At 64.7% G+C, this 23,676-nt stretch carries 20 protein-coding genes; 5 read left to right on the top strand and 15 right to left on the bottom strand.

Annotated features, from left to right (window positions below):
* Positions 1-159 precede the first annotated feature (159 nt).
* The 4 genes from bfr to ACK4SV_RS13750 all read right to left on the bottom strand — a co-directional run bounded on the left by bfr (position 160) and on the right by ACK4SV_RS13750 (position 1,895).
* A complete protein-coding gene (bfr, locus tag ACK4SV_RS13735) occupies positions 160-645 on the bottom strand; it encodes a bacterioferritin (RefSeq protein ID WP_409918411.1) in 486 nt (161 codons plus the stop codon).
* Between the two features lie 200 nt (positions 646-845).
* On the bottom strand, positions 846-1,046 hold the full coding sequence (locus ACK4SV_RS13740; protein WP_409918412.1) for a bacterioferritin-associated ferredoxin: 201 nt from the start codon (positions 1,044-1,046) through the stop codon (positions 846-848).
* A 156-nt stretch (positions 1,047-1,202) separates the two neighbouring features.
* Positions 1,203-1,448, bottom strand: a complete 246-nt coding sequence (locus ACK4SV_RS13745) for a helix-turn-helix transcriptional regulator (RefSeq protein ID WP_409918413.1) — start codon at positions 1,446-1,448, stop codon at positions 1,203-1,205.
* A gap of 3 nt (positions 1,449-1,451) precedes the next feature.
* On the bottom strand, positions 1,452-1,895 hold the full coding sequence (locus ACK4SV_RS13750) for a hypothetical protein (protein ID WP_409918414.1): 444 nt from the start codon (positions 1,893-1,895) through the stop codon (positions 1,452-1,454).
* Between the two features lie 165 nt (positions 1,896-2,060).
* Between ACK4SV_RS13750 and ACK4SV_RS13755 the strand changes: the two genes are divergently transcribed.
* The 3 genes from ACK4SV_RS13755 to ACK4SV_RS13765 all read left to right on the top strand — a co-directional run bounded on the left by ACK4SV_RS13755 (position 2,061) and on the right by ACK4SV_RS13765 (position 4,378).
* Entirely contained in the window at positions 2,061-2,288 is a 228-nt protein-coding gene (locus ACK4SV_RS13755; RefSeq protein ID WP_409918415.1) for a hypothetical protein, read from the top strand.
* Positions 2,289-2,385: 97 nt separating this feature from the next.
* Entirely contained in the window at positions 2,386-3,978 is a 1,593-nt protein-coding gene (locus ACK4SV_RS13760) for a lysine--tRNA ligase (RefSeq protein ID WP_409918416.1), read from the top strand.
* 61 nt (positions 3,979-4,039) lie between these two features.
* Positions 4,040-4,378: a hypothetical protein gene (locus ACK4SV_RS13765; protein WP_409918417.1), complete on the top strand. Its 339-nt coding sequence runs from the start codon at positions 4,040-4,042 to the stop codon at positions 4,376-4,378.
* A gap of 3 nt (positions 4,379-4,381) precedes the next feature.
* Here the strand turns inward: ACK4SV_RS13765 and ACK4SV_RS13770 are convergent, their stop codons facing one another.
* Positions 4,382-7,837 (bottom strand): indolepyruvate ferredoxin oxidoreductase family protein, encoded by a 3,456-nt coding sequence (locus tag ACK4SV_RS13770; protein ID WP_409918418.1) that lies wholly within the window; start codon positions 7,835-7,837, stop codon positions 4,382-4,384.
* A 127-nt stretch (positions 7,838-7,964) separates the two neighbouring features.
* Between ACK4SV_RS13770 and ACK4SV_RS13775 the strand changes: the two genes are divergently transcribed.
* Complete coding sequence (locus ACK4SV_RS13775; protein ID WP_409918419.1) at positions 7,965-8,465, top strand: Lrp/AsnC family transcriptional regulator; 501 nt, start codon at positions 7,965-7,967, stop codon at positions 8,463-8,465.
* 17 nt (positions 8,466-8,482) lie between these two features.
* Here ACK4SV_RS13775 and ACK4SV_RS13780 read toward each other — a convergent pair whose 3' ends face one another.
* The 9 genes from ACK4SV_RS13780 to ACK4SV_RS13820 all read right to left on the bottom strand — a co-directional run bounded on the left by ACK4SV_RS13780 (position 8,483) and on the right by ACK4SV_RS13820 (position 21,274).
* Positions 8,483-9,427 (bottom strand): hypothetical protein, encoded by a 945-nt coding sequence (locus ACK4SV_RS13780; protein WP_409918420.1) that lies wholly within the window; start codon positions 9,425-9,427, stop codon positions 8,483-8,485.
* Positions 9,428-9,504: 77 nt separating this feature from the next.
* Positions 9,505-10,581: a DUF2332 domain-containing protein gene (locus ACK4SV_RS13785; RefSeq protein ID WP_409918421.1), complete on the bottom strand. Its 1,077-nt coding sequence runs from the start codon at positions 10,579-10,581 to the stop codon at positions 9,505-9,507.
* A complete protein-coding gene (locus tag ACK4SV_RS13790; RefSeq protein ID WP_409918422.1) occupies positions 10,578-11,759 on the bottom strand; it encodes a thiolase family protein in 1,182 nt (393 codons plus the stop codon). Before ACK4SV_RS13790 ends, ACK4SV_RS13785 begins: the two co-directional genes overlap by 4 nt.
* 90 nt (positions 11,760-11,849) lie before the next feature.
* Positions 11,850-12,323, bottom strand: a complete 474-nt coding sequence (locus ACK4SV_RS13795) for a glutathione peroxidase (RefSeq protein ID WP_409918423.1) — start codon at positions 12,321-12,323, stop codon at positions 11,850-11,852.
* A gap of 238 nt (positions 12,324-12,561) precedes the next feature.
* Positions 12,562-12,888, bottom strand: a complete 327-nt coding sequence (locus ACK4SV_RS13800) for a hypothetical protein (protein ID WP_409918424.1) — start codon at positions 12,886-12,888, stop codon at positions 12,562-12,564.
* A gap of 144 nt (positions 12,889-13,032) precedes the next feature.
* A complete protein-coding gene (locus ACK4SV_RS13805; RefSeq protein WP_409918425.1) occupies positions 13,033-15,228 on the bottom strand; it encodes a M13 family metallopeptidase in 2,196 nt (731 codons plus the stop codon).
* A gap of 84 nt (positions 15,229-15,312) precedes the next feature.
* Entirely contained in the window at positions 15,313-18,537 is a 3,225-nt protein-coding gene (locus ACK4SV_RS13810) for an efflux RND transporter permease subunit (protein ID WP_409918426.1), read from the bottom strand.
* Positions 18,534-19,802 carry an efflux RND transporter periplasmic adaptor subunit gene (locus ACK4SV_RS13815; RefSeq protein ID WP_409918427.1) on the bottom strand — a complete coding sequence of 423 codons (1,269 nt, stop codon included), beginning with the start codon at positions 19,800-19,802 and terminating at the stop codon, positions 18,534-18,536. The genes ACK4SV_RS13810 and ACK4SV_RS13815 overlap by 4 nt, the downstream gene beginning before the upstream one ends.
* A 5-nt stretch (positions 19,803-19,807) precedes the next feature.
* On the bottom strand, positions 19,808-21,274 hold the full coding sequence (locus tag ACK4SV_RS13820; RefSeq protein WP_409918428.1) for an efflux transporter outer membrane subunit: 1,467 nt from the start codon (positions 21,272-21,274) through the stop codon (positions 19,808-19,810).
* Between the two features lie 215 nt (positions 21,275-21,489).
* On the opposite strand from ACK4SV_RS13820, the gene ACK4SV_RS13825 reads away from it, so the two are divergent.
* Positions 21,490-22,866 carry a sensor histidine kinase gene (locus ACK4SV_RS13825; protein WP_409918429.1) on the top strand — a complete coding sequence of 459 codons (1,377 nt, stop codon included), beginning with the start codon at positions 21,490-21,492 and terminating at the stop codon, positions 22,864-22,866.
* A gap of 82 nt (positions 22,867-22,948) precedes the next feature.
* Here ACK4SV_RS13825 and ACK4SV_RS13830 read toward each other — a convergent pair whose 3' ends face one another.
* On the bottom strand, positions 22,949-23,494 hold the full coding sequence (locus tag ACK4SV_RS13830; RefSeq protein ID WP_409918430.1) for a GcrA family cell cycle regulator: 546 nt from the start codon (positions 23,492-23,494) through the stop codon (positions 22,949-22,951).
* Between the last annotated feature and the right edge of the window lie 182 nt (positions 23,495-23,676).

The raw sequence follows: 23,676 nt of genomic DNA on the forward strand, positions 1-23,676 counted from the left end.
GAACAGTCACGAATGCATTGGCGGAGGCAATATGCCTCCCCTGCAGCTAAAGCGGCATTCGTTGTGGGGATCAACCCATTTTCCACAACAATATAGCCTGCACACAATAAAGTGTGTGTACGGACTATATTGGAAAACGATCCGTCGTCAGATCGAATGTCAACTATTGGTTTCGTTCGCTTCCGCCTGCAGCAGCGTGTACCGCTCGATACCGATCCGCTCGATCAGCGCAAACTGCGTCTGGATGTAATCGACATGTTCTTCCTCATTGTGGAGGATCTTGCCGAACAGGTCGCGGCTCACATAGTCACGCACCTTCTCGCAATGCTCCATCGCATCGCGCAGCAGCGGGATGGCAATGTTCTCTAGCTTCAGGTCGCATTCGAGAATTTCCTGCACGCTCTCGCCGATGTTCAGCTTGCCGAGGTCCTGAAGGTTCGGCAGCCCGCCAAGGAACAGGATGCGCTGGATCAGCCAGTCGGCGTGATGCATCTCCTCGATCGATTCCTTGTATTCATACTTGCCGAGCTTGGTGACGCCCCAATCCATCAGCATCCGCGAATGCAGGAAATACTGGTTCACCGCCGTCAGCTCGTTCTTCAGCGCCAGGTTCAGGAATTCGATGACTTTCTTGTCGCCTTGCATGGGCGGTCTCCTCGGGGGTGTCTGGAATGGGCGAGTTCAGCCGGGATATAAGCGACTCACGCGCGCGCGGCAACAAAAAATCCAATAAAATCAATTGCATATGCAAGTGCGACACACTTGCAGCGCTGCAACTATGCAGGGGGCTGCGGGCCGCGCCGCCTTGTTCATGCAAATTCAGGGTATTGGCGCAGGCGCCGGACTTACTCCGCCGCGACCATCGGCAGGGTGGCGCTTGCCCGCTCTGCGCCCTCGGCGATCAGCTCGCTGATCGCGCCGGAGCATTTGCCGCAATTGAACCGGCAGCCATGATGCGCCTGCACCGCGCCGGGGCTGCGCGCGCCGGCGTCCACAGCCTCGCGGACAGAGCGGCAATTGATGCGGTTACAGATGCAAATGATCATGCGAACCATTTGCATGAGTTGCGAATGAGTGTCAATAAGGATTTTTACGGATCGTTAGAGCGGCGTTCCGAAAAGTGGGAACCGATTTTCGGAAAAACGCCGCGACAATTCAAAGACTTAGAGCATCGGGATGATTCAAGGAATCAGCCCGCTGTTCTAATCTGCTGCCGGCGCCCCCTCGCGCGGCGGCCCCTCCCAGCCGAACACCGCCTCCAGCCCCAGCCCGAACACCCGCGCGATCCTGAACGCCGTCTCGAGGGAAGGGGAGTATTTGCCCTGCTCGATGGCGATCACCGTCTGGCGCGTCACGCCCACAGCGTCGCCCAGCGTCGCCTGGCTCATGCCGCCTCGCGCCTCGCGCAGCTCGCGGATGCGATTTGTAATCGGCGGGGGCTTCGCCATGGCTCAGACCCCGCGCCGGTACAGGGTGATCTGGAACACATATTCCGCGATCTGCGACAGCATCAGCCCCGCCGTCGCTGCATGGAACAACAGGTTGCCGTCGCGGTGGACATAATAATGCAGGAGGCCGCCGATCACGCCCGCCGCCAGGATATAGCCGGACCAGTTGCCCGCCCGGTCCTGGATCACGCGCTCGCGCTCATCCGGCGCCTGGTCCGCGCCCTTGGGGTCGGATGCGCCCAGCGTCGACATGGAAATGATCGCCCCGGCCACAACGATGAACACATACACCCAGGCGAGCTTGATCGAGGGCGGCGGCGCCGCAGCTCCAGCCAGCCACGCCCCGCCCACTTCCCAGGCATAAAACGCCCCCGCCGCCGTCAGCAGCACCGCCATCGCCCAGGCCGTCTTCTCCCGAAACGAAGCATCCCGAAACGCACCTGCCATGAATTCTCTCCAACCGTGTCAAAAATACCTTACATCGACAGATAGTCGAAGATTTTTGACATGTAAAGTATTTTCGACATTCTGAGGCTGCGGATCCTAAGATCAGCATTGTGGCGCGTAGTGTTCCGACCTAGGACTCCGGTTCGGAAAACTTGGGAGGCTGCAATGGAAGCTGAATTTGGCGGCGTGTTTCTGGTGGCGATGGTCGTCTATCTCGCGATCATCGCGTTGTTCATCGTCGCGTACTGGAAAATCTGGAGCAAGGCGGGGTTCAATGGCGCCTGGTCGCTGCTGATGCTGGTGCCACTGGTCAACCTGGGCGCATTTCTCTATCTGGCCTTTGCCAAATGGCCCATTCACGAGCGTCTCAACAACCCGGACGTTTTCAGATAGGCCCTGACATTCCGGATCAGGCGGGTAAGCCGGCGTTGCTATCGCGCGAACGCCGGCTTCCTCCGTTTCTGATCTGAGAAAAGAACAAGAGAGACCGATGACCGACCTGTCCAACCTCGCCCAATCCGCCAAGGCCTGGCCTTTTGAGCTCGCCCGCGCGCTGGAGAAGCGTGTCGCCGAGCAGGTGAACGCCGGCGAGCGGGCGCCGGACGCGCCGGTCATCTTCGAAACCGGCTATGGCCCCTCGGGCCTGCCGCATATCGGCACCTTCGGCGAAGTCGTCCGCACGACGATGGTACGCCACGCCTTCGAGGTGCTGACCGGCGGCAAGTATCAGACACGCCTCATCTGCGTCTCCGACGATATGGACGGTATGCGGAAGATCCCCGACACCGTGCCGAACCCAAAGGCGCTGGAAGCCTACCTCCAGATGCCGCTGACCGTCGTGCCCGATCCCTTCGGCACGCACGACTCCTATGGCCGCAACATGAATGCGCGCCTCTGCGCCTTCCTCGACCAGTTCGGCTTCCAGTATGAATTCCTGTCGGCAACCGATTGCTACAGATCCGGCCGGTTCGATCCGATGCTCCTGCGCGCGGCGGAGAAATACCAGGCGATCATGGATGTCATGCTGCCGACACTGGGGGAGGAGCGCCGCGCCACCTATTCGCCCTTCCTGCCGATCAGTCCGTCCACAGGCCGCGTCCTCTATGTGCCGATGAAGAAAGTCGATGCTGCGCGCGGCGAGATCACCTTCGCCGATGAAGACGGCACCGATGTTACACTCCCGGTCACCGGCGGCGCGGTGAAGATGCAATGGAAGCCCGATTTCGGAATGCGCTGGGCCGCGCTCGGCGTGGACTTTGAAATGTTCGGCAAGGACCATCAGGCCAACGCGCCCATCTATTCCAAGATCTGCCGCATCCTCGGCGCCCGCCCGCCGGAACAATATGTCTACGAACTGTTCCTGGACGAGAAAGGCGAGAAAATCTCCAAAACGAAAGGCAATGGCATCTCGGTCGAGGAGTGGCTCGCCTATGCGCCGGATGAGAGCCTCGCCTTGTTCCAGTTCCAGAAGCCGCGTGTCGCCAAGAAACTCTATTTCGACGTGATCCCGAAAACAGTCGATGAATACCTGACCTTCCTCGAAAAATTCCCGCAGGAAGAGGCCGCCGCGCAGCTCGAAAACCCTGTCTGGCACATCCATTCCGGCCGCCCGCCGCAAGGGGCAAGCCCGGTCAGCTTCGCGCTGCTGCTCAATCTCGTCGCCGTCGCAAACCCCACCGATGTGTCCCAGCTCTGGGCCTATATCACCCGCTATGCCCCGCAGGCCTCGCCGGAGACCCATCCGCTCCTGAACGAGCTCGCCGGCTATGCCATGCGCTACTATCGCGACTTCGTGCTGCCCGCGAAAACCTTCCGTGCGCCGACGGATCAGGAACGCGCCGCGATGGCCGACCTTGCCGCCCGCCTCACCGCCTTCGACGGCGAACCGACCGGCGAAAACCTGCAGACACTGACCTTCAGCGTCGGCAAGGATCACGGCTTCGAAAACCTCCGCGACTGGTTCAAGGCGCTCTATGAAGTGCTCCTCGGGCAGGAGCAGGGGCCCCGCTTCGGCAGCTTCGCCGCGCTCTACGGCGTGTCCGAAACCGCGAAGCTGATCGAGGATGCCCTCGCGCGTGGATGAACGGTAAGGCGCCGGTAAGCCCTTCGCCCGCTATACTGGGCGCGCCTTACCGGAGATCCCCATGCGCGCCGTTCTTCTTGCCTCATCACTCGTCTTTGCCTCGGCGCTCTCCGGCTGCGTGGCGGCTGCCATCGTCACGGCCCCGATCAGACTTGCCGGCAACGTGCTGGAAGCTGGCGGCAAAGGCCTCATCTATGTCGGCGGCCAGGCCGTCCGCGTCACAGGCGACCTTCTCGACGGGCCAGACCAGGAAGTCCGCCTGACAATCACCTATCAGCGTGGCCGCAACTCCACGCGCAGCGAGTCCAAGATCATCAAGGCCAAGGATCTCGAACGCGAGGTCCAGCGCATGAGCCGGCGCGGCAAGGTCATTGATGTTGTGGTCGAACCGGTGGCCTGACGCTCAGCCCGCCAGCAGCGTCGTCTTCGGCCTCGGCACCTTGCCCTCCGGCCAGCCGGCCCACAGCTCCGCCTCGTGCGCCTTCGCCTTCTCCACGGCGGCTTCCTTCACATGGCCGAAGCCGCGGATTTCGTCCGGCACGCGCGCAATCTCGATGGCGAGCGCATGGTTTGCCGCCGTCAGCTCCTTCGCGATGCGGCGCATATTGGCGAGGTAATCATCTCGCAAGCCCCGCTCCATCCGGCGCTCCTCGGTATAGCCGAAAATGTCGAGCCGTGTGCCGCGCAGGCCCTTGAACTTCGCCAGGATGCGGAAACCCGTCCACATCCACGCGCCGAACCGCTTCTTGGTCAGGTGGCCATGGCTGTCCTTCTTCGAGATCATCGGCGGCGCCAGCCAGAAGCGCAGCTCCCCGCCCTTGAACTGGCTCTTCAGATAGGCCTCGAACTTTCCGTCCGTATAGAGACGGGCGACTTCATACTCGTCCTTGTACGCCATCAGCTTGTAGGCATAGGTGGCGACCGCCCGGCTCAGCCCCTCGCCAAGGCCCGCAGCCTCTTCCGCAGCCCGCACCTCGGCAACCAGCGCGCGATACTGCTCTGCATAGGCGGCATTCTGGTATCCCGTCAGGCGCGCCGTGCGGTCCTCGATCAGCTCGTCCAGCGTCTTCTGGACAACCTCTCCGCGCGGGTCTCGCTGCGGCATCAGCCGTTCCGGCGCCGCTGCAGCGAGGCGGCCGATATTGAACGCGGCCATATTGTCCTCAACCTTGGTGCCGTTGAGGCGGATCGCCCGGTAAAGCCCGCGCAGGGTCACCGGTACCTTGCCCTTCTGCCAGCTATACCCCACCATGATCATGTTGGTGTAGATCGCATCATGCAGATATCCGACCGCCAGCGCCTCGGCATCAAACGCCGCAAACTCCGCCGCCTGACGTTTCACCCGCGCGGCCAGCAGGTCGCTCTCGAACCGCTTTGACCGGTTACGGATGAATTCGGATGTCGGCGTCACATCGGAATTTGCAAACGCTGCCGTCCGCGCCGGGTCCATCAGGTTCAGCGCGTCGCCCGCCGCTGCCACCACCAGGTCGCAGCCAATGATCAGGTCCGCGCTTGCCGGCGGCACCCGGCCGGTCGAGATCATCTCCGGCTCCCGCGCAAAGCGCAGATGGCTCAGCACCGGCCCGCCCTTCTGCGCCAGGCCCGTCATGTCGAGCGAGGAGGCTGCGTGCCCGTCCACATGCGCCGCCATCGCCAGCACAGCCGCCACCGTCGTCACACCCGTGCCGCCCACCCCGGTGAACAGCACATTCCAGGGCTGCGCCAGGCTCGGCGTCTCGGGCAGGGGCAGGCCATCGGCATTGAAATCCAGCTTCGGCTGGTCTTCCCAGGCGGGCTCGCCATCCTTGATGGTCACGAAACTCGGGCAGAAGCCCTTGAGGCAGGAAAGGTCGGTATTGCAGCTCGACTGGTTGATCCGCCGCTTGCGGCCAAGCTCTGTTTCCACCGGTTCCACCGACAGGCAGTTCGATTTCACCGAACAATCCCCGCAGCCTTCGCAGACTTCGGTATTGATGATCGTCCGTACCCGGTCGGGCTGGATCATGCCGCGCTTGGAGCGGCGGCGCTTCTCCGTCGCGCACATCTGGTCATAGATGATGACTGACACGCCCGGTGTCGCGCGCAGTTCTGTCTGCACGTCTTCCAGATGGTCGCGGTGCCAGATCTTCACACTGCGCGGCAGGTCCTTCACATTGGCATAGCGCGTCGGGTCTTCCGTCACGATACGGATCGTCTTGACGCCCTCAGCCTCGACCTGCCGGGCAATCTGCGAAGGCGTCTGCCCGCTCTCGACCGACTGGCCGCCCGTCATCGCGACAGCGTCGTTGTAGAGGATCTTGTAGGTCATGTTCGCGCCGGAGGTGACCGCCGCACGGATCGCAAGGCTCCCCGAATGCGAATAGGTCCCGTCGCCCAGGTTGACGAAGACATGGCCCTCATCCGTCGCCCAGTGCTGGCCGATCCAGGCAACGCCTTCGCCGCCCATCTGGCTCGTCATGTCGGTTTTCCGGTCCGGCATGAAGTTCGCCATGTAATGGCAGCCGATGCCCGCCAGCGCCCGGCTCCCCTCGGGAACGACCGTGGACGTATTGTGCGGGCAGCCCGAGCAGAAATGCGGGCTGCGCAGCGTCGGCGAGGCATTGGTGCGCGCCGCCGCGCCCGCTGCGCTCACGCGCTCGAAATAGGCGTCGGCGCGGCTCTTGTCCCAGCCGCCCGGCAGGATGCGCACCAGCGCATGGGCAATCTCGGGAATCGTCAGCGAGGCGATGTCGGACAGCAGCGGCGCGCCATTCAAGTCCCGCTTGCCTTCGATGACCGGCCGGCGCCCGTCCGGCAGGCCATAGAGCGCCGCCTTCAGCTGATCCTCGATCAGCGGCCGCTTGTGCTCGATCACAACCACGCGCTCGAGGCCCGCGCAGAATTCGCGCATGCCTTCAGGCTCCAGTGGCCACGGCATCGCCACCTTGTAGATCGTCAGCCCCAGCGCCCCGGCTTCCTGCGGGGTGAGCCCGATCGCGGCGAGCGCCTCGAACACATCGCGCGCCGCCTGCCCGGTCACGATCACGCCGATCCGCGGCTGCGGCGAGGGTACGATCACATGGTCCAGCCGGTTGGCGCGCACATAGGCCTGCGCGGCGGGAAGTTTCAGCTGGCGCAGCCGCGCTTCCTTGGCGAGCGGCACGTCGCCCCGGCGCATGTGCAGCCCATCCTCGGGCAGCTTGAAAGCCGGGCGCACGATGCTCAGCCTTTTCAGGCTCACATCCACCACCGCGCCGGAATCCATCGTATCGGCTAGCGCCACAAGGCCGGTCCACGCGCCGGAAAACCGGCTGATCTCCCAGCCATGGATGCCATAATCCAGTACATCCTGGATCGAGGCCGGGTTCAGCACCGGGATCTCCGCATCCATCATCGCAAATTCAGATTGCGAAGGCAGGGTGGAAGATTTGCAATTGTGGTCGTCGCCGACCACCGCCAGCACGCCGCCGAGCGCCGATGTGCCCGCCGCATTCGCATGCTTGAACACATCACCCGTCCGGTCGACGCCGGGCGCCTTGCCATACCAGATGCCGAAAAGCCCATCGAACTTCGCGCCCGGGAACAGGCCCAGCTGCTGCGAGCCCCAGACCGCCGTGGCGCCAAGGTCCTCGTTCAACCCTTCCCAGAAGCGGATATCATGCGCATCCAGCAGCTTCTGCACCGCGCGCAGCTGCTGGTCATATCCGCCGAGCGGCGAGCCGCGATAACCGGAGATGAACCCGCCTGTATTGTGGCCGGCGGCCTTGTCCATCCGCTTGCGGTCCAGCGGCAGGCGTACCAGCGCCTGGATCCCCGTCATGTAAGCCTTGCCCTCGACAAGATCGTATTTGTCGTCCAGCGTAACTTCACGATGCTGCATAGCGGGCGATCCTCCGGGGGTTTGCGGCATATTGTTCAGGAAATCGCGTGAAAATGCTTGCCTATCTTGCGGGATAATGGCTAATCATTGGAAAATTATTCCAATACATCTCGCAAACGAGGTAGAGTTGACCCAGGAACTAGACGCCATCGACGCCCGGATTCTGGACCTGATCCAGCATGATGCCAGCCTGTCCGTCGCCGAAATCGCGGACCGGGTCGGCCTGTCCTCATCCCCCTGCTGGCGGCGCATCAAGCGTATGGAAGAGGCCGGCTTCATCAAGGGCCGCGTCACCCTGATCGACAATAACGCCCTCGGCCTCAATTTCGAGGTGATCGCCAGCGTCAAGCTCGCCCTGCCCAGCAAGGAGAATCTCGAAGCCTTCGAGGCCCTCGTGCAGGACTGGCAGGAGGTCGTCGAATGCATGACCGTCACCGGCGCGGTCGACTATGCCATGCACATCATCACCACGGATATGCACGCCTATGACAATTTCCTGCGCGACAAGCTGCTCGGCTCCAAGCTCGTCTCGGATGTCCAGTCGCGCATCGTCATCCGCGTCGCCAAGAAGACGACCGCCCTGCCGCTCGCCCTCGTGCGCCAGTCGAGCAGCAAGTCGAGCGACTGAACCCGTGAGGGCTGGCCTCACAGCCGGTCAAACCCCGTCGCAAAGCCTGAATACTCGCTGACGCGTACACCCGGCAGTACGTCTTCGCCTGCCGCCTCCATCGCCTGCACGCCCGCGCGCAAGGCCGCGCCAATGTCCGTCTCCGGATCCTCCGCGCGCGCCAGGATCATCGCCACCGACCGCTGCGGCGCCGTCAGGTCCGGACACAGCGCCTCGCCGGCGGGGCAGGGGATGCGCGCCGTCGAATAGCCAAGGTCCAGCACCCGCCCGTCAACCGGGCTGTCCTCGCAGGCCAGGTTTGCCTCGATCGCCGTGCGCAGCGCCTCGCCCCGCGCGCGCGACAGCCAGGTGTTGCGCTCCGGCGTGCCCTCCACCGAAGCCGCGCCAACCGCGATCACCCGCGTCAGCGAACACACCGCCGGCCCCAGGTCCAGCGTCTCGAACGCCGTCTCCACCGGCTCGCCCATTCCGGCAGCGAACAGCTCATCGGCCCGTGCAAAGGTCCAGGTCTGCTCGCTGACCAGCACATAGGCAGTGAACTCTGCTTCGCGCCCTGCCGGGTCTGCGCCGCTGAATGCCGCCACCTCGCGCCAGCGCGCGCTCGCGAACATCTCCGGCTCTGCGGCGGGCTCTTCGGCCGTTTCAATCACTTCGGGGACTTCTTCAGATCCCGCCGAGGCAGGCAGGCCATCGGGATCGTCCGCTTCCTCAATGACAGGTGCGGGCTCTGGCTCAGGCTCAGGTTCTGGCATTGGCGCCGGGATCGCCGCGCGCTCGATTGGCGCCGCGACCGGTGCAGGCGGGATCGAACTCACCAGCGTACTTTCCGGCACACTGCGCAGCGAACACACGGTAGGCCAGATCGCAAGCAGCAGCAGCAGGAACAGCAGCAGCGCCCAGCGCTCCGCTGGCCAGCCCTTTTTCTTCTCGGGCGGCGGCAGGCTGTAATAGTCTTCCGTCATCGGCCAATTCCCCTTCACATGTAGGTTCTAGCCGATATTCGCGCGGCAGGGGATCAGCCAATTCGATAAATCACTTGTCAGGGCAGGGGCTGGGCCCGGGTAATGTGTCCGTCCGCCGTCAGGAAATGCCGCAGCTCACCGCCCGGCCAGGCCTGATACCGGCTGACCATCAGGTTCGGGTTCACCTCGGTCAGCGCGCTGTCGTCAAACAGGAATCCCGGCTCCACGCACACCCAGGCCAGGGGCCGCGCCTCTGTCGCCGCCGCCCCTGCCTCGGCAATCATGGCCCGCAGCGCCTTCTGCGTGTCTGCGGGCGGGTATTGCAGGAACACTGAATGGAAGACCAGCGTCAGCCCGGTTTCAGGCCGCGCTGCCAGCTTGGCCGCCAGCCACTCGGCTGCATCCGCCTTTTCCACCTTCACGCCTGCCTCGCGGGCCAGCCCAATCGCCGCATCAATCCGTGCCAGCCGTGCCGGCTGGTCCGGCCAGGCATAGGATTTCAGCCGAATCGCGGCGGCGGGATCGGTCACATCCACCGGGCTCTGGTCGCAGGCGGCGCGGCTCGCCACCTCAATGGCGGCGTCCAGATGCTCCGGCGGCGGTCCGCGCCAGTCCGTATCAATCATCACATCGCTGCTGCCTGCGCGCTGCCATGTCTCCGTGCGATAGTGAAACCGGTCCCAGCACTGGTTCAGCCCGGCGCTCGCGCCCAGTTCAAAAAGGTGCATCGGCCCCGGAAACCGCGCCGCCGCCTTCAGGAATCCCGGCAACAGGGCAATCGCCCGCCGCGTTTCATTCGTCTGCGGCGGGGACGCCATGAAGGCGCGCGCCGCGTCCTCATTCCGCGCCAGCCAGTCCCGTGCCACCGGCCAGACGGTCTCCATCGTCCAGCCGGCATTCGCCGCCGGATAGGCCGCCGCAAGCTCTGCAGCCGTGCCCGTCAGCACGCAATGGTGCAGGTAGCCTGCAATACGCAGCGACACCGCATCCCGGCGCGGATCGCCCGGCCAGCCGTTCACCAGCCGCGCGACGGGTCCGCCCGCCTCGATATCACGGGCCATGGTGAGGCAAAGCCCCTCCATGAACGGAGACCCGAGAAACCGGCAGAAGCCCGCCTGTTCGCGGAAATGCGCAGTAAACGACTCCGGGATCACACCCGCTCGACCGCCATGGCGATGCCTTCGCCGCCGCCGATGCAGAGCGTTGCAACGCCCTTCTTCGCGCCGCGGTCTTCCATCGCGGCCAGCAGCGTGATCAGCACGCGGGCGCCGGACGCGCCGATCGGATGGCCCATCGCGCAGGCCCCGCCATTCACGTTGACCTTGTCATGGCTGAGGCCGAGTTCCTTCATCGCGATCATCGGGACGACCGCAAACGCCTCGTTCACTTCCCAGAGGTCGACATCCTCAGCCTTCCAGCCGGCTTTCTTCAGCGTCTTCTCGACGGCGCCGACCGGAGCTGTGGTGAAATATTCCGGCTCATGCGCATGGCTGGAAGCCGAGACGATTTTCGCAATCGGGCTCAGCCCGCGCTTCTTGGCTTCGGACTCGCGCATCAGAACAACGGCCGCCGCGCCATCGGAAATCGCCGACGCGTTCGCTGCCGTCACCGTGCCGTCCTTGTTGAAGGCGGGCTTGAGGGTCGGGATCTTGTCCGGCATCGCTTCGCGCGGCAGCTGGTCGGTGTCGATCACTGTTTCGCCCTTGCGGGTTTTCACCGTTACCGGCGCAATCTCGCGCTTGAACTTGCCGTTCCTGGTGGCGTCCTGCGCCCGCTTCAGCGTTTCCAGCGCATAGGCGTCCTGCTGCTCGCGGGTGAACTGGTATTCGCGGGCGATCATGTCGGCAAAATTGCCCATCGGCCCGCCCTGATAGGCGTCCTCGAGGCCATCGGTCGCCATATGGTCACGCGCGGTCGCAGCGCCATATTTGTGGCCCTGGCGCAGCGTGACGAGGTGCGGCGCATTGGTCATAGACTCCATGCCGCCTGCCACGATCACATTGGCTTCCCCGGCCAGCAGCGCATTGCGCCCCATGATCACTGCTTCGAGGCCCGAGCCGCACATCTTGTTGATGGTGACCGCCTCGGTCTTCTTGTCGAGCCCGGCCTTGATCGCGGCCTGGCGGGCCGGGGCCTGGCCTTGTCCGGCCGGCAGGCAGTTGCCCATGATGATCTCGTCCACTTCGCCCGCGTCCAGCTTTGCCTCGGCGGCGGCGGCCTTCACGGCATGAGCGCCAAGCTCATTGGCAGAGAAGCTCGCAAGCTCCCCCAGGAGGCCGCCCATCGGCGTGCGAGCCATACCAACGATAACAACCGGATCTTTCTCGGACATGAGGCGCGTTCCTTCCTGAAGTTTTTTGTGCAGTGCAGTGCGCGCGCAGTAAGGCGCCTCGTGTGGGCATTCGTCAAGCCCGGGCCGGGCTCAGCCCCGAAGCGCAGCCTCGATATCGGCCGCAAGGCCGGCATCATCCGGCGTCACCCGCGAGGAATAGGCCTTCAGCGGCGTGCCATCGCCCGACACAAGCACCTTGTGGAAGTTCCATTTCGGCTGCGCATCCGGGCCCAGCGCGTCGATTGCCGCGCGGTAGAAGGGATGCTGGCCTTCGCCCGTCACCTCATACTTGCGTGTCAGCGGGAAGGTCACGCCATAATTGATCTCGCAGAAGGATTTCACTTCCTCCTCGGTGCCCGGCTCCTGCCCGCCGAAATCGTTCGACGGCACGCCCACAATCACCAGCCCGTCATCCTTGCGGGCCTCATACAATGCCTGCAGGCCCGCATACTGCCCGGTGAACCCGCAGCGCGAGGCGGTGTTGACCACAAGGATCGCCTTCGCGTTCAGGCCCGCAAGGTCCATCGGCTTGCCATCAATGGAGGTGAAGGCCGTCGGGCTCATGGCAGCAGTCTCCGCAGCAGGGGTCTCGGCAACAGAAGAAATTGAGGCAGGGGCCCCCGCAGACGCAGAAGCCGCCGGTGTACCCGCGCCGGCATTACCGCACGCTGCCAGCAGCGCCGCGCTGGCAAGGGTCGTCAGCAAAAGGGGAAACTTCGGGCGCATCAAAAAGCCTCCTCAGCAGGTCAACCGCCAGAGAGTATAGGCCGGATTTCACCAAAGAACAGGCGGACGCGCGGGTTCAGCCGAGCAGTTTCAGGCCCGCCTCGGAGCCTTTCTGCCAGATCACTTCGGCAACGCCCTGAACGCCGACGGACCGCGCATTCAGGGTCACGAGCCGGGGCAGGCCTTCATTGGTCTGGAAGCGGAGGCGCACACCCGTATCGGAATAATCCAGCACGATGCCCTTGCGCACATAGCCGGACTCATAGGTGACGCTCGCCTCGCGATACACCATGGCGCGCACCGGACGGGGATGATCCTCGACCGGAGTGGTTGCCTTGCGAAACCGCTCCGTGCCGACGATGCTGGGTTTCCCCTTGCCGAAGATGCGCGTGATAAGCGCCATGTACCTGGTCCAGTCCTGCCTTGGGACAATCAAGCCGTGACTGCAATCCCTACGCCAAGCTGGGTTAAGACGCGGTTGATCTGCTGCGAAGAATATTCGCGCACGGCTTGCCTGTCCTGTCCTGACTGCTGCAGGTTCAGCGGATCACCAGATCCGGATGCGCTCCTCCGGGGGCAGGTAGAGGGCGTGATCCGGGCCGATGCCGAAGGCTTCGTACCATTCATCCATGTTCCGCACGATGCCGTTGACGCGGAACTCCGGCGGTGAGTGCGGCCCCTGGATGATCTGGCGGCGCAGCGCCTCCTCCCGGTACACAGAGCGCCAGATCTGCGCCCAGCCCAGGAAAAACCGCTGGTCGCCGGTCAGCCCGTCGATCACCGGGGCTTCCTCGCCATTCAGACTCAGCTTGTAGGCCCGGTAAGCCATCGAAAGGCCGCCCAGGTCCCCAATATTCTCGCCCAGCCCGAGCCGGCCATTGACGCAGGTCTGGCCGTCATCAAGGGGGCAGAACTGGTTGTATTGCGCCACCAGCGCGTCCGTCAGGTCGCGGAAATTCGCCGCGTCTTCAGGCGTCCACCAGTTACGCAGCACCCCGTCGCCATCCGAGCGCGCGCCCTGATCGTCGAAGCCATGGCCGATCTCATGCCCGATCACGCCGCCGATGCCGCCATAATTCACGGCCGGGTCGGCGGACAGGTTGAAGAAGGGCGGCTGCAGGATGCCCGCCGGGAACACGATCTCGTTCCGGTTCGGCGCGTAATAGGCATTCACCGTCTGGGGCAGCATGAACCATTCGCCCCGGTCGATCGGCTGGCCAAGGCGCGCCACGGATTCCTGCCAGGCCGCAAGGTTCGCCGATTTGGAGTTCGCCACCGGGTCATCGCCCGCCACGACCAGGTCATAGGTCTTGAACGTGTCCGGATAGCCGATCTTCGGCGTGAACTTCGCCAGCTTGTCGCGCGCCTCCACCTTGGTGGCCTCGCTCATCCAGTCGAGGTCATCCAGATTGGCAGCCATCGCGATGGTCAGGTTCGCCACCAGCTCGTCCATGGCCGCTTTCTTTTCCGGCGGGAAATGGCGCGCGGCATAGACCTGGCCGACGCCTTCGCCGAGCGCGTTCTCGACGGCGGCAACAGCGCGCCGCCAGCGGGGCGGCTGCTCCTGCGCCCCGGTCAGGGCCCGGCCGGAGAATTCGAACACGGCCTCATCAATCCTTGCCGGCAGCACGGAGGCATATGCCCTCAGATATTGCGCCGTCAGATAGGCCTGCCACTGCTCGATCGGGGCGGTCTGCATCACCTCGATCACGCCGGGCACACCTCCGCCCATGATCTTGGCGGCGTCCTCCTCCGAGAGGCCCTCGGCGGCAATCTGCTCCGGCGTCGGTGTCAGCTGGCGGACGATGAACTCGTTCTCTCCTGCCAGGCCGAGGCCCTCCAGCATCCGCGCCACCGGAAACTCACCGGCGAGGCCGATCAGCTCGCTGCGGCCCACATTATTGTGCGTCAGGTTGCGGTTGCGCCCGACCGTGCGGTCCCAGTGCCGGTGCGCAATCTGTGTTTCCAGCGCAAGCACGGATTCGGCCGTCGCGCGCGGGTCGTCATACCCCGCCTCGCCAAGCAGCACTTCCAGCATGTCCAGATACTTGCCGCGCAGCTCCAGGTTCCGCTCGCTGTCGACAAGGTAATAGTCGCGGTCGCCCATGCCGAGTCCGCCCTCATTGATGTAGGCGATGTAGCGGTCGGTCTGTTTGGAATCGATGTCGATGAAGATACCGATGGGGGAGGGTATGCCCGGCGCCGCGAACAGGTCAGCCAGGTCCTCGCGGCTCGATGCCGCCCGGATCTGCGCCAGCACCGGTTCAGCCGGGGCAAGGCCTGCCGCCTCGATCGAGTCCGTGTCCATATAGGCGTTGAAATAGCGCGCGATCTTGCCTTCGATCGTATCCGCCGGCGGATTGGAAGCGGCCAGTTCCTCGATGATCCGGTGCACGCGCTGCTCGGATTTCTCGCGCAGCAGGTCGAACGAGCCATAGCGGGTCCGGTCTGCGGGCATCACGAAATCGTCCAGCCAGATGCCGTTGGCATAGCGGTAGAAATCATCGCCCGGATGCACAGATGTGTCCTTCGCCGTCAGGTCGATGCCCCAGGCGCCGAAATCATCCGAGGCCGACAGGACGAGGCCTTCTGCGGTGACAAACTTTCCGGGTTCGGCTGCCGGGGCTTCAAGGCCGGCGACCAGCGCATCCAGCGCGCCGAGGTCTGCGGGCGGCACGTCCGGGCGGCTGGCACAGGCAGCCACCAGCGCCAGGGCTGCAGTTCCAAGAAGCAGGTTTTTCATTCGGTCCTCCGGGTCTTTCGAAAATGGCGCGGCAGCCGGGGGAGCGCCCGGCTGCCATAGAGTTAGGTCTCATTCTGTGGCCGGCTACTCCGCCGGGGCTGGCCGCGGGCCAAGCCCTCCGCCATGGCTTGTGCCGATCAGTTCCTCCTCGTCAACCGTCACTTCGCCGGTATAGCCCTCACCGATCTGGCGATACGGCTTGCCGCCCCAGGTCCAGCGGAAGATCCGGCCGATCTCGACGCCGACCGCATACAGCGCCGGCACAAGGAACAGCGAGATGAACAGCGCAAACGCCACCGCAAACCCGAGCGAGACGATCATCGGTTTCAGGAATTGTGCCTGTACGGAGCGTTCGGCCATCAGCGGCAGGATGCCGACAAAGGTCGTGACCGAGGTCAGCAGGATGGGCCGGAAGCGGGAGATGCCAGCATCGACCAGCGCCTGTACCGCGCCGGCGCCCTCTTCCCGCCTTCGGTTGACGTAATCAATCAGCACGAGGTTGTCATTGATGACGACGCCTGCCGCGGCTGCAATGCCGAAGAAGGCGAACATCGCCATCGGTGTTCCCGTCAGCCCGAGGCCGAAGATCGCGCCGCAATAGGCGAAGGGCAGGGCTGTCAGCAGCAGGAGGGGCTGTGAGTATGACCGGAAGGCGATTGCCAGCAGCATATACATCGCGCCCAATGCGATCAGCAGCAGCCGGTTGACCTCGCTGAAGAAGCGCTGCTCCTCCTCAAACCCGCCAGCGCGGTCGCGCACCACATCCGGGAATTCACGCTGGAAGGCAGGCCAGAAATCCCGGTCCATAGCGGTCATGATCCGGCCGCGCCCGCCATCGCCGAGGACCTGCGCAGAGACAGTCACCGAGCGGACGCGGTTGCGGCGCACGATCCGGTTGATGCCGGGCGCAAATTCGAACTCGGCCACCTGGGTGATCGGAATCTCGCGGCCGTCGGGTGTACGGATCATCAGCCGCGACAGGCTGTCGAGATCGCGCCGCGCCTGGTCGGGGAAGCGCACCATCACGCGCACGTCCTGGCCATCACGCGGCAGGCGTTGCACTTCCTCGCCATAATAGGCCTGCATCACCTGGCGCGAGACATCGCTGAGCGTGATGCCAAGCGCGGTCGCGCCGGGCTTCAGCACCAGCCGGATTTCCTCGGCAGAGGAGGAGAGGTTGTCGGAAATGTCGTAGACTTCCGCATACACCGTCAGATGGTTGCGCAGATAGTCTGCCGCAGTCCGCAGCCGGTCGAGATCCGGATGGCTGAGGGCAAACTGAACCCCGGTATCGGGCCGGTTGAAGGTGAAGGAGAAATCCACTTCCTCCGCATCCTGAATTTCCCCGGTCGCCGCGCGAAGCTTCTCGGCAATATCGCGCGAGCGAATCGTCTCGGGACGGACTTCCGGCGGCGCCAGCCCGACCCAGGACTGGATATGCCGCCCGGACGCCACCACCGATGCATCCCGGATCAGGCCGCCATCGATCTCCGGGTGCTCCCGCTTGGACTCGGCCATCGTCACTGCAATGCCGGCCTGCAACTGGTCGCGCACCTCCATCAGGCGCTCGAACGGCGTGCCGTCCGGCATCTGGATGTTCACCTGGATCAGGTCTGCCTCGATCTCCGGCATGAAGCTGAACGGCACGACACCCGTCGCCTGCATCGAGGCGGCAATTCCGAACAGGGAGAAGAAGAAGGCCACCGTCGCGTAGCGGAAGCGGATCGCCATCTCCAGAACCGGCTTGTAGATGTTGCTTGCGAACCAGAGCAGGCTGTCGGCAATCCGGCGCTGCAGCTTCAGGAAGCCGCCGGCCGGCCCGTCGAAGCGCTGCTTCTTCATGTGCGCCAGGTGGTTCGGCAGGATGAACATGCTCTCGATGATCGAGAAGGTCAGCGCCGCAACAACCACGAAGCTGATCTGCTGGGTGAACATCCGGGTCGGCCCGGTCAGGAACGCCCAGGGCAGGAAGGCGATCACGGTCGTCAGTACCCCGAAGATCACCGGCTTCAGCACCAGCTGCGTGCCGACGATAGCCGCGTCCAGTCCCTCGCGCCGCCCGCTTTCCACTTCCTTGTGTATGTTCTCGCCGACGATGATCGCATCGTCCACGATCACCCCGATCACCAGCAGCACCGCAAAGGTCGACAGGATGTTCCATGACACACCCAGCAGCGGCATCAGCAGCACTGCGCCGGCAAACGCCGTGATGATGCCGACCGTGACCCAGAAGGCCACGATGGGGCGCAGGAACAGCACCAGCACGAGCAGGACGAGGAAGGCCCCCATCAGCGCCGAATTGATGATCAGGTCCATCCGGGCGTTGAAGGTCTCGGAATCGTCCCAGAGGATGTCGATCCGAACGCCCTCCGGCAGCACGCTGCTGCCCGGCTTGTTGGCGTTCTCGATGAATTTGCGCACGCCTTCGGCATAGCGCGGGATGTCCATGTTATCCGGCTCGGGCAGCATGATGAACACGGTCGGCCGGTCATTATGCGTGGCGCTGAAGCGCTCGTTCGCGAACCCGTCGATGACGGTCGCGACATCCGAAACCCGCACCGTGCCCTGGCTGCTCGTCTGGCGGATGATGATGTCGGAGAATTCCTCCGCCGTGTCGGCAAGGTTGCGCGACATGATCGCCACATCGCCCACCGGCGATTCAATCCGCCCGCCGGACGCGTTCAGAGAGGACTGGCGCACCGCGCCCGCCACTTCGCCCAGCGTCATGCCGAACCGGCGCAGCGCTTCTTCGGAAACCTCGATATTCACCTGTTCGGGCGGCGAGCCCTGCAGCACGGCAAGTTCCCCGCCGGGCAGGCGCGCGACCGCATCGCGTACCTCGCGCCCGATCCGGCGCAGCTCCCTCGGATCAATGTCGCCATTCAGCGCCATGCCGAAATACCAGTTGCGCTGCTCCCAGCGCGTCACCTGCGGCCGGAAGGCCGCCTGCGGAAGATTGTTGATCTGGTCGACGCGGATTTTGATTTCATCCAGGAAGACATCCATGTCGATGTCGTCGCGCCCCCGGATGTTGACGACGCCGAAGCCTTCATTCGAGATCGAGGTGATGCGGTCGAGGCCGTTGATGCTGGCCACCGCCTCCTCGATCCGCGTGACGATCTGCTCCTCGATGTCGCGCGGCGAGGCGCCCGGCCAGCTCATCGAGACCGACGCGCCGGAGACCTTCACGACCGGGAACATCTCCCGTTCCATCGCGCTGTAGCCGAAGATGCCGCCGGCAAAGGCAATGATCATCAGGAGGTTGGCGGCAACCCCGTTGCGCGCGAACCAGGAGACGAGCCCGTTCATTGTGCGCTTCCTTCCTCATTTGATGGCAGCGAGGCGCCGGCGATGGCTTCGGCCGCCTCAGCCGCGGTCTTGTTGCCGTGCACCCTCACGGTCCCGTCCGGCATCCGCTCCAGCACGGTTATGTTCATGCCATCGAAGGGCGCCCGGATCGGGCTGGTGATCGCCAGTTCGCCCGGTTCAGCGCCGGCGCGCAGGTACACCCCGTCCCGGTCCGAAAAGACCACGGCAATATTGCGGATCGACAGCTTGCCCTGATCCGGCAGGCCGATGAACAGCCGGTCGTCGCCGCGCAGCGCCGCGCGCGGGGCGATCAGGACATTCTCCAGCGTCTCGCCTTCAATCCGTGCGTTCACGAACAATCCGGGTGCCATCGGGGCGCCGTCATCCGCGCCCGCCCCGAACGGGTCCTTCAGTTCGGCAATCACATTGATCTGCCGCGTCTGGGAATTCACCGCCGCGCCGGTGCGCATCACTTCGCCCACCCAGGTCCGGGGCAGTCCGCCGACATTGGCGGTGAAGACCACGCGCGGCCCCGGATTGGCCGGGCTTGCGGAAAAGGCGAGCGGCAGGTTCAGCCGGCCAAGCTCCTCATCCTTCAGCGGCAGGACAACCTCGACCACATCGGTCCCGAAAATCCGGCCGAGCGACTGGCCGGGCGTTGCAATCTGCCCGATATCCACATTGCGCTCGCGCACCCGCCCGTCGAAGGGCGCAACGACCGCCGTGCGGGCCAGCGCCAGTTCCGTCTCGCGCAGCTGCGCGCGGGCGGCTTCCAGCGAGGCCTGCGCCTCGGCCAGTTGCGGCTCGCGGCGGGCGAGGGGGGAAACATCCGTCAGGCCAAGGTCCTCAAGGTCGCGGCGCGCCAGCTCGGCTTCGGCCAACTCCCGCGCCAGGCGCTGCTCTGCGCTGGCGACAGCCGAGCGTGCCCGCACGATGCCGAGTTCATAGTCCGCCGCTTCCACGCGCACGAGCACCTGACCGCGCTTGACGAAGCCGCCATCGATGAAGTCCGGCGCCACATAGGTCACCCGGCCCGAAATCTGCGGCGCGACGACGATCTCATGCTTGGGGCGCACTTCGCCCTGCGTAGCGACCGACAGCGTCAGCGAGCCCGACCGCACAGGTTCGGCAAACACGTTGAGGCCCGCCGGCGGCTCCTCATTCTTCTCCGGCTCCGGCTTCATCGCATTGACGGCGATCACCCCGCCAACGCCCAGGAAGAGCAGGATAAGGATCGGGGCGAGAATGGCGATCAGGCGTCCCATGGCAGTTATCTCCTGCCGCTTTCGGCGGCGTCAGTGTCGAACAGGTCTTCCTCGCGGGCGAATTCCATTTCAGGGACGCCGCCACCGAGGGCGAGATGATAGTTGATCCGGTTGATGGCCCGGTCGGCGCGGGCAGAAACGAGTTGGCTTTCCGCCGTCAGGCGCCGGGTCTGCGTGTCGATCAGGTTAAATATGCTGACCGTGCCATTCGCATACTGGCGCTCGGCATTTTCTTCGGCATAGCGGGCCTCTTCGAGCGCCCGGCCTTGTGCGTCTTCCTGCTGGGCAAGGAGTATATCCGCTGTCAGCGCATTTTCCACCTCGCGCCACGCATCCAGCGCTGCGCTGGCATAGTTGGCCACCGCGAACTGCGCCTGCGCAATCGCCGCTTCCTGCTGCGCGCGCAGGCTACCGGCATTGAAGATCGGCTGGCTGAAGCTGCCGATCAGGCGCGCTGCAATCAGCGACGGGTCAAGCGCATCGGCAATGTCAGACGAACTCGTGCTCAGCGATCCCGTCAGCCGCAGGCTCGGCAACAGCGCAAGGCGCGCTTCCTCGGCCCGCAGCCCGGCGGCCACGACGCGTGCCTCGGATGCGGCAATGTCCGGCCGGCGCGACAGGAGCAGCGCCGGATTGCCCTGCACGGCCATCGGCGGCAGCTCGGGCAGGCGCGCGGGTGCGGTGATCTCGGCGGACGGATACCGGCCCAGCAGCACTTCCAGCCGGCGCGCCGCCTGTGTCGACAGCTGCCGGCGGGCGGCAATGGCGGCTTCGGCCTGCGCCAGCGCGCTTCGCGCCGTGCGCAGTTCCAGCGCCCCGGCCAGGCCGATCCGCACGCGCTGCTCGGTCAACTCCCGCGCGCGGTCGCGCGCTTCATAGGTCAGGACTGCGATCCGCTCCTGCGCCAGCGCCTCATTGAGGCCCAGCCAGGCAATCGCCGTCTGCGCTGCAATCGAAAGTTCAGCGGCAGCATAATCGGCAGCGCTCGCGGCAAAGTCCGCATCCGCCCGCGCGATGGAGTTCGCCACCCGGCCCCACAGGTCCGGTTCCCAGCTCGCATCGAGGCCCACGCCATAGACGGCATCAGTGAAGCGCTCAGTGCCCAGCGGTGTGTCGATGGCCGCCGAATTGCCGCCCAGCGTCACCGAACCTGACAGGTTCGGCACCCGCCGCGCGCGGCTCGACCGCGCCAGCGCAGCCGACGCACGCAGGCTGGCCGCGCGCGCTTCCAGCGTCGGATTGGCGCCCAGCGCTTCGGCCACCAGCGATGTCATCACCGGGTCGCCGAACTGGCCCAGCCAGTCGCCCTGCGGGGCTTCACCCGACACGCCCCGCGCAGCCCACAGGTCCGGTGCATTGGGCGCGGTCGCAAACAGGGCATCACGGTCATAAGCCAGGCGCTCGATGGCGTCGGGCGAAGTGGCGCAGGCTGCGAGCATCGCAGTGCCGAGGAGGAGGAAGGAGTTTTTCATTCTGAGTGCGGCGCTCCTGGCTGCCTTGTGGGTCCGATACGCCCGTCCTTTTCGAGTGTCAATGATAAATTATCGTTTTTCAATAATTGACAACGAGGCCCGGTAACCCTCCCAGCTGGCAGCGGGAAATCCGGTCTTGGCAGCCTCGTCGCGGCGCGTTAGCCGCTGGCGGTGCAGGACAGGCAGAGGGCCGCCGGACGGGCGGAAGCAGCAGTATGGATGAGCCCCCTGAAACAGAAGGTTTACAAGGCGCCCGCCAGCCGATGACGGGCCGCGCCCGCGACTTCATCGTGCTCGGCGGTTTTGCCTCTGCGGTCGTGATCGTCCTGGCCCTCACAACGCCGCTCGGCCTGCTGGAGGCAATCATGGGCGCGATCGTGATTTCCTCCGTCGCGCTCGCTTATTATGTCGGCTCGGCCTCGCACCCGCCCACGGCTGCCAGCAGCCCGTCCGCCGCAGCCGGGCGCAGCGACACCGCCACCATCGCAGCGGTGCTCGGCGCCCTGCCGATGCCGGCCTTCGAGATCGACCGCGAACAGCGCGTGATCCTGTGGAATGCGCAGGCCAATGCGCTCTTCAAGCTGGATGGCCGCCCCGCGCCGCCCCGTGCCGGCGCGGTCATCCGCTCACCGGTCCTGCTCGGCGCCATCGAGAGCTGTATTGGCCGGGAAGGCCCGGTCTCTGCCGAGGTCGAGGTGGAAACATCGCCCTCCGGTCACTGGCGTGTGCATATCCGCTCGGCCGGCACGCCGGGCGGTGTCCTCATCTTCATGGAGGATCTCACCCCTGTGAAACGCGCCGCCCAGGCACGCGCGGACTTCCTCGCCAATGCCAGCCACGAGCTGCGCACGCCGCTCACCGCCCTCTCCGGCTTCATTGAGACGATGCGCGGCCCCGCCAAGGAAGACAAAGCCTCATGGGACCGGTTCCTCGACATCATGGCCGGCGAGTCCGAACGCATGAGCCGCCTGATTGCCGACCTCCTCTCCCTGTCCCGCATCGAATCCACCGAACACGTCCTGCCGACCGAGCGGGAAGATTTTGCCAGCATCGTCCTCAACGCGGTCGATGCCATGCACCCGCTGGCCGCCGAAAAGGGCGTCACGCTTGAGTTTGACGACACGGCGGCCGTGCCCCCGGTGACGGCCAATCATGACGAGCTGATCCAGGTGGTGGAGAACCTCATCTCCAACGCCCTCAAATATTCCGGCAGCGGCCAGACCGTGCGCGTCAGCTGCGGCGTCGCGCGCGATGTCTATGCCGCCCGCACCCGCGCCTCGCACACCTGGGAGGACAGCGAGCGGATGACCCTGCTGCAAACGCCGGCGCGCCTCTCGATGAACGAGCCCGCTGTCTGGCTGCGCGTTGAGGATATGGGCCCCGGCATCGAGCGCGAACACCTGCCGCGCCTCGGCGAACGCTTCTACCGCGCCGACCAGAGCCGGGGCGGCAAGATCACCGGCACAGGCCTCGGCCTCGCGATCGTCAAGCACATCATGGCCCACCACAGGGGCGGCCTCGCCGTCGAAACCCGCCTCGGCGAAGGCACCGCCTTCGGCATCTGGCTCCCGGCAGCGAAGGATCCCGTCTGAACCTGGCGGGTTCCCCAAAAAGGTGGTCCCCGGGGCGGGGGCTCCCGGGGACCTATACATCCTGGCGAGATGGAGGCGGGCCTTAGCCCGCTATGCGCCGGACGTAATCGTATTCTGACTTGCGCGAATCGCGCTTTCTTGCCGGCTGGAATGCTACGGATGCGTGTTCAGCGCAATAGGGTCCGCAATCGGCTTTCCGTCCGCAGAAGGCAAATTTCGGGTCTGCGGGGTCGCCGATCGGCCATTTGCACATCGAATCCCGCAGCGTCAGGATCGTCGCCGGCGTGCCATCATCGAGCGGCAGCGGCGGCAGTTTTGCCAGCACCGCGGGGGCCTGGACCGGGGCGGCGGCGATCTCCGCAGCGGCCAGCGGGCGCGCGGCAGGTGCCGGGCTCGCTGCAGCGGTGACAGCAGTTTCCGGCGTGAAGCGGGGCTTCGGCCGGGCCAGCCGCGGCGGGCGTTTCACCGGGCGCGAGGGCGTTGCGCGGCCCGACAGGCCGAGCCGGTGCACCTTGCCGATCACGGCATTGCGGGTCACCCCGCCGAGCTGTTTGGCAATCTGAGAGGCCGAATGGCCCTCTGCCCACAGTTTTTTGAGCACTGAAATGCGTTCATCCGTCCATGACATGGCTTGCAGGTCTCCCGCGTATAGCCGGGCCCATACAAAGAGCCACGACCCCCTAGATGTTGTGGCGGCTCTTACGCGCCGCCCCGTCTGACAGCTACATCTTGTATCAGGGCCGAAACGAAACACAACATGGGCCAGACGCATTCCACAAGGTTTCTACATCTTGTGGTCATCAGCTAGGC

The sequence above is a fragment of the Hyphomonas sp. genome, from assembly GCF_046313735.1.
In the GTDB taxonomy this organism is placed as follows: domain Bacteria; phylum Pseudomonadota; class Alphaproteobacteria; order Caulobacterales; family Hyphomonadaceae; genus Hyphomonas.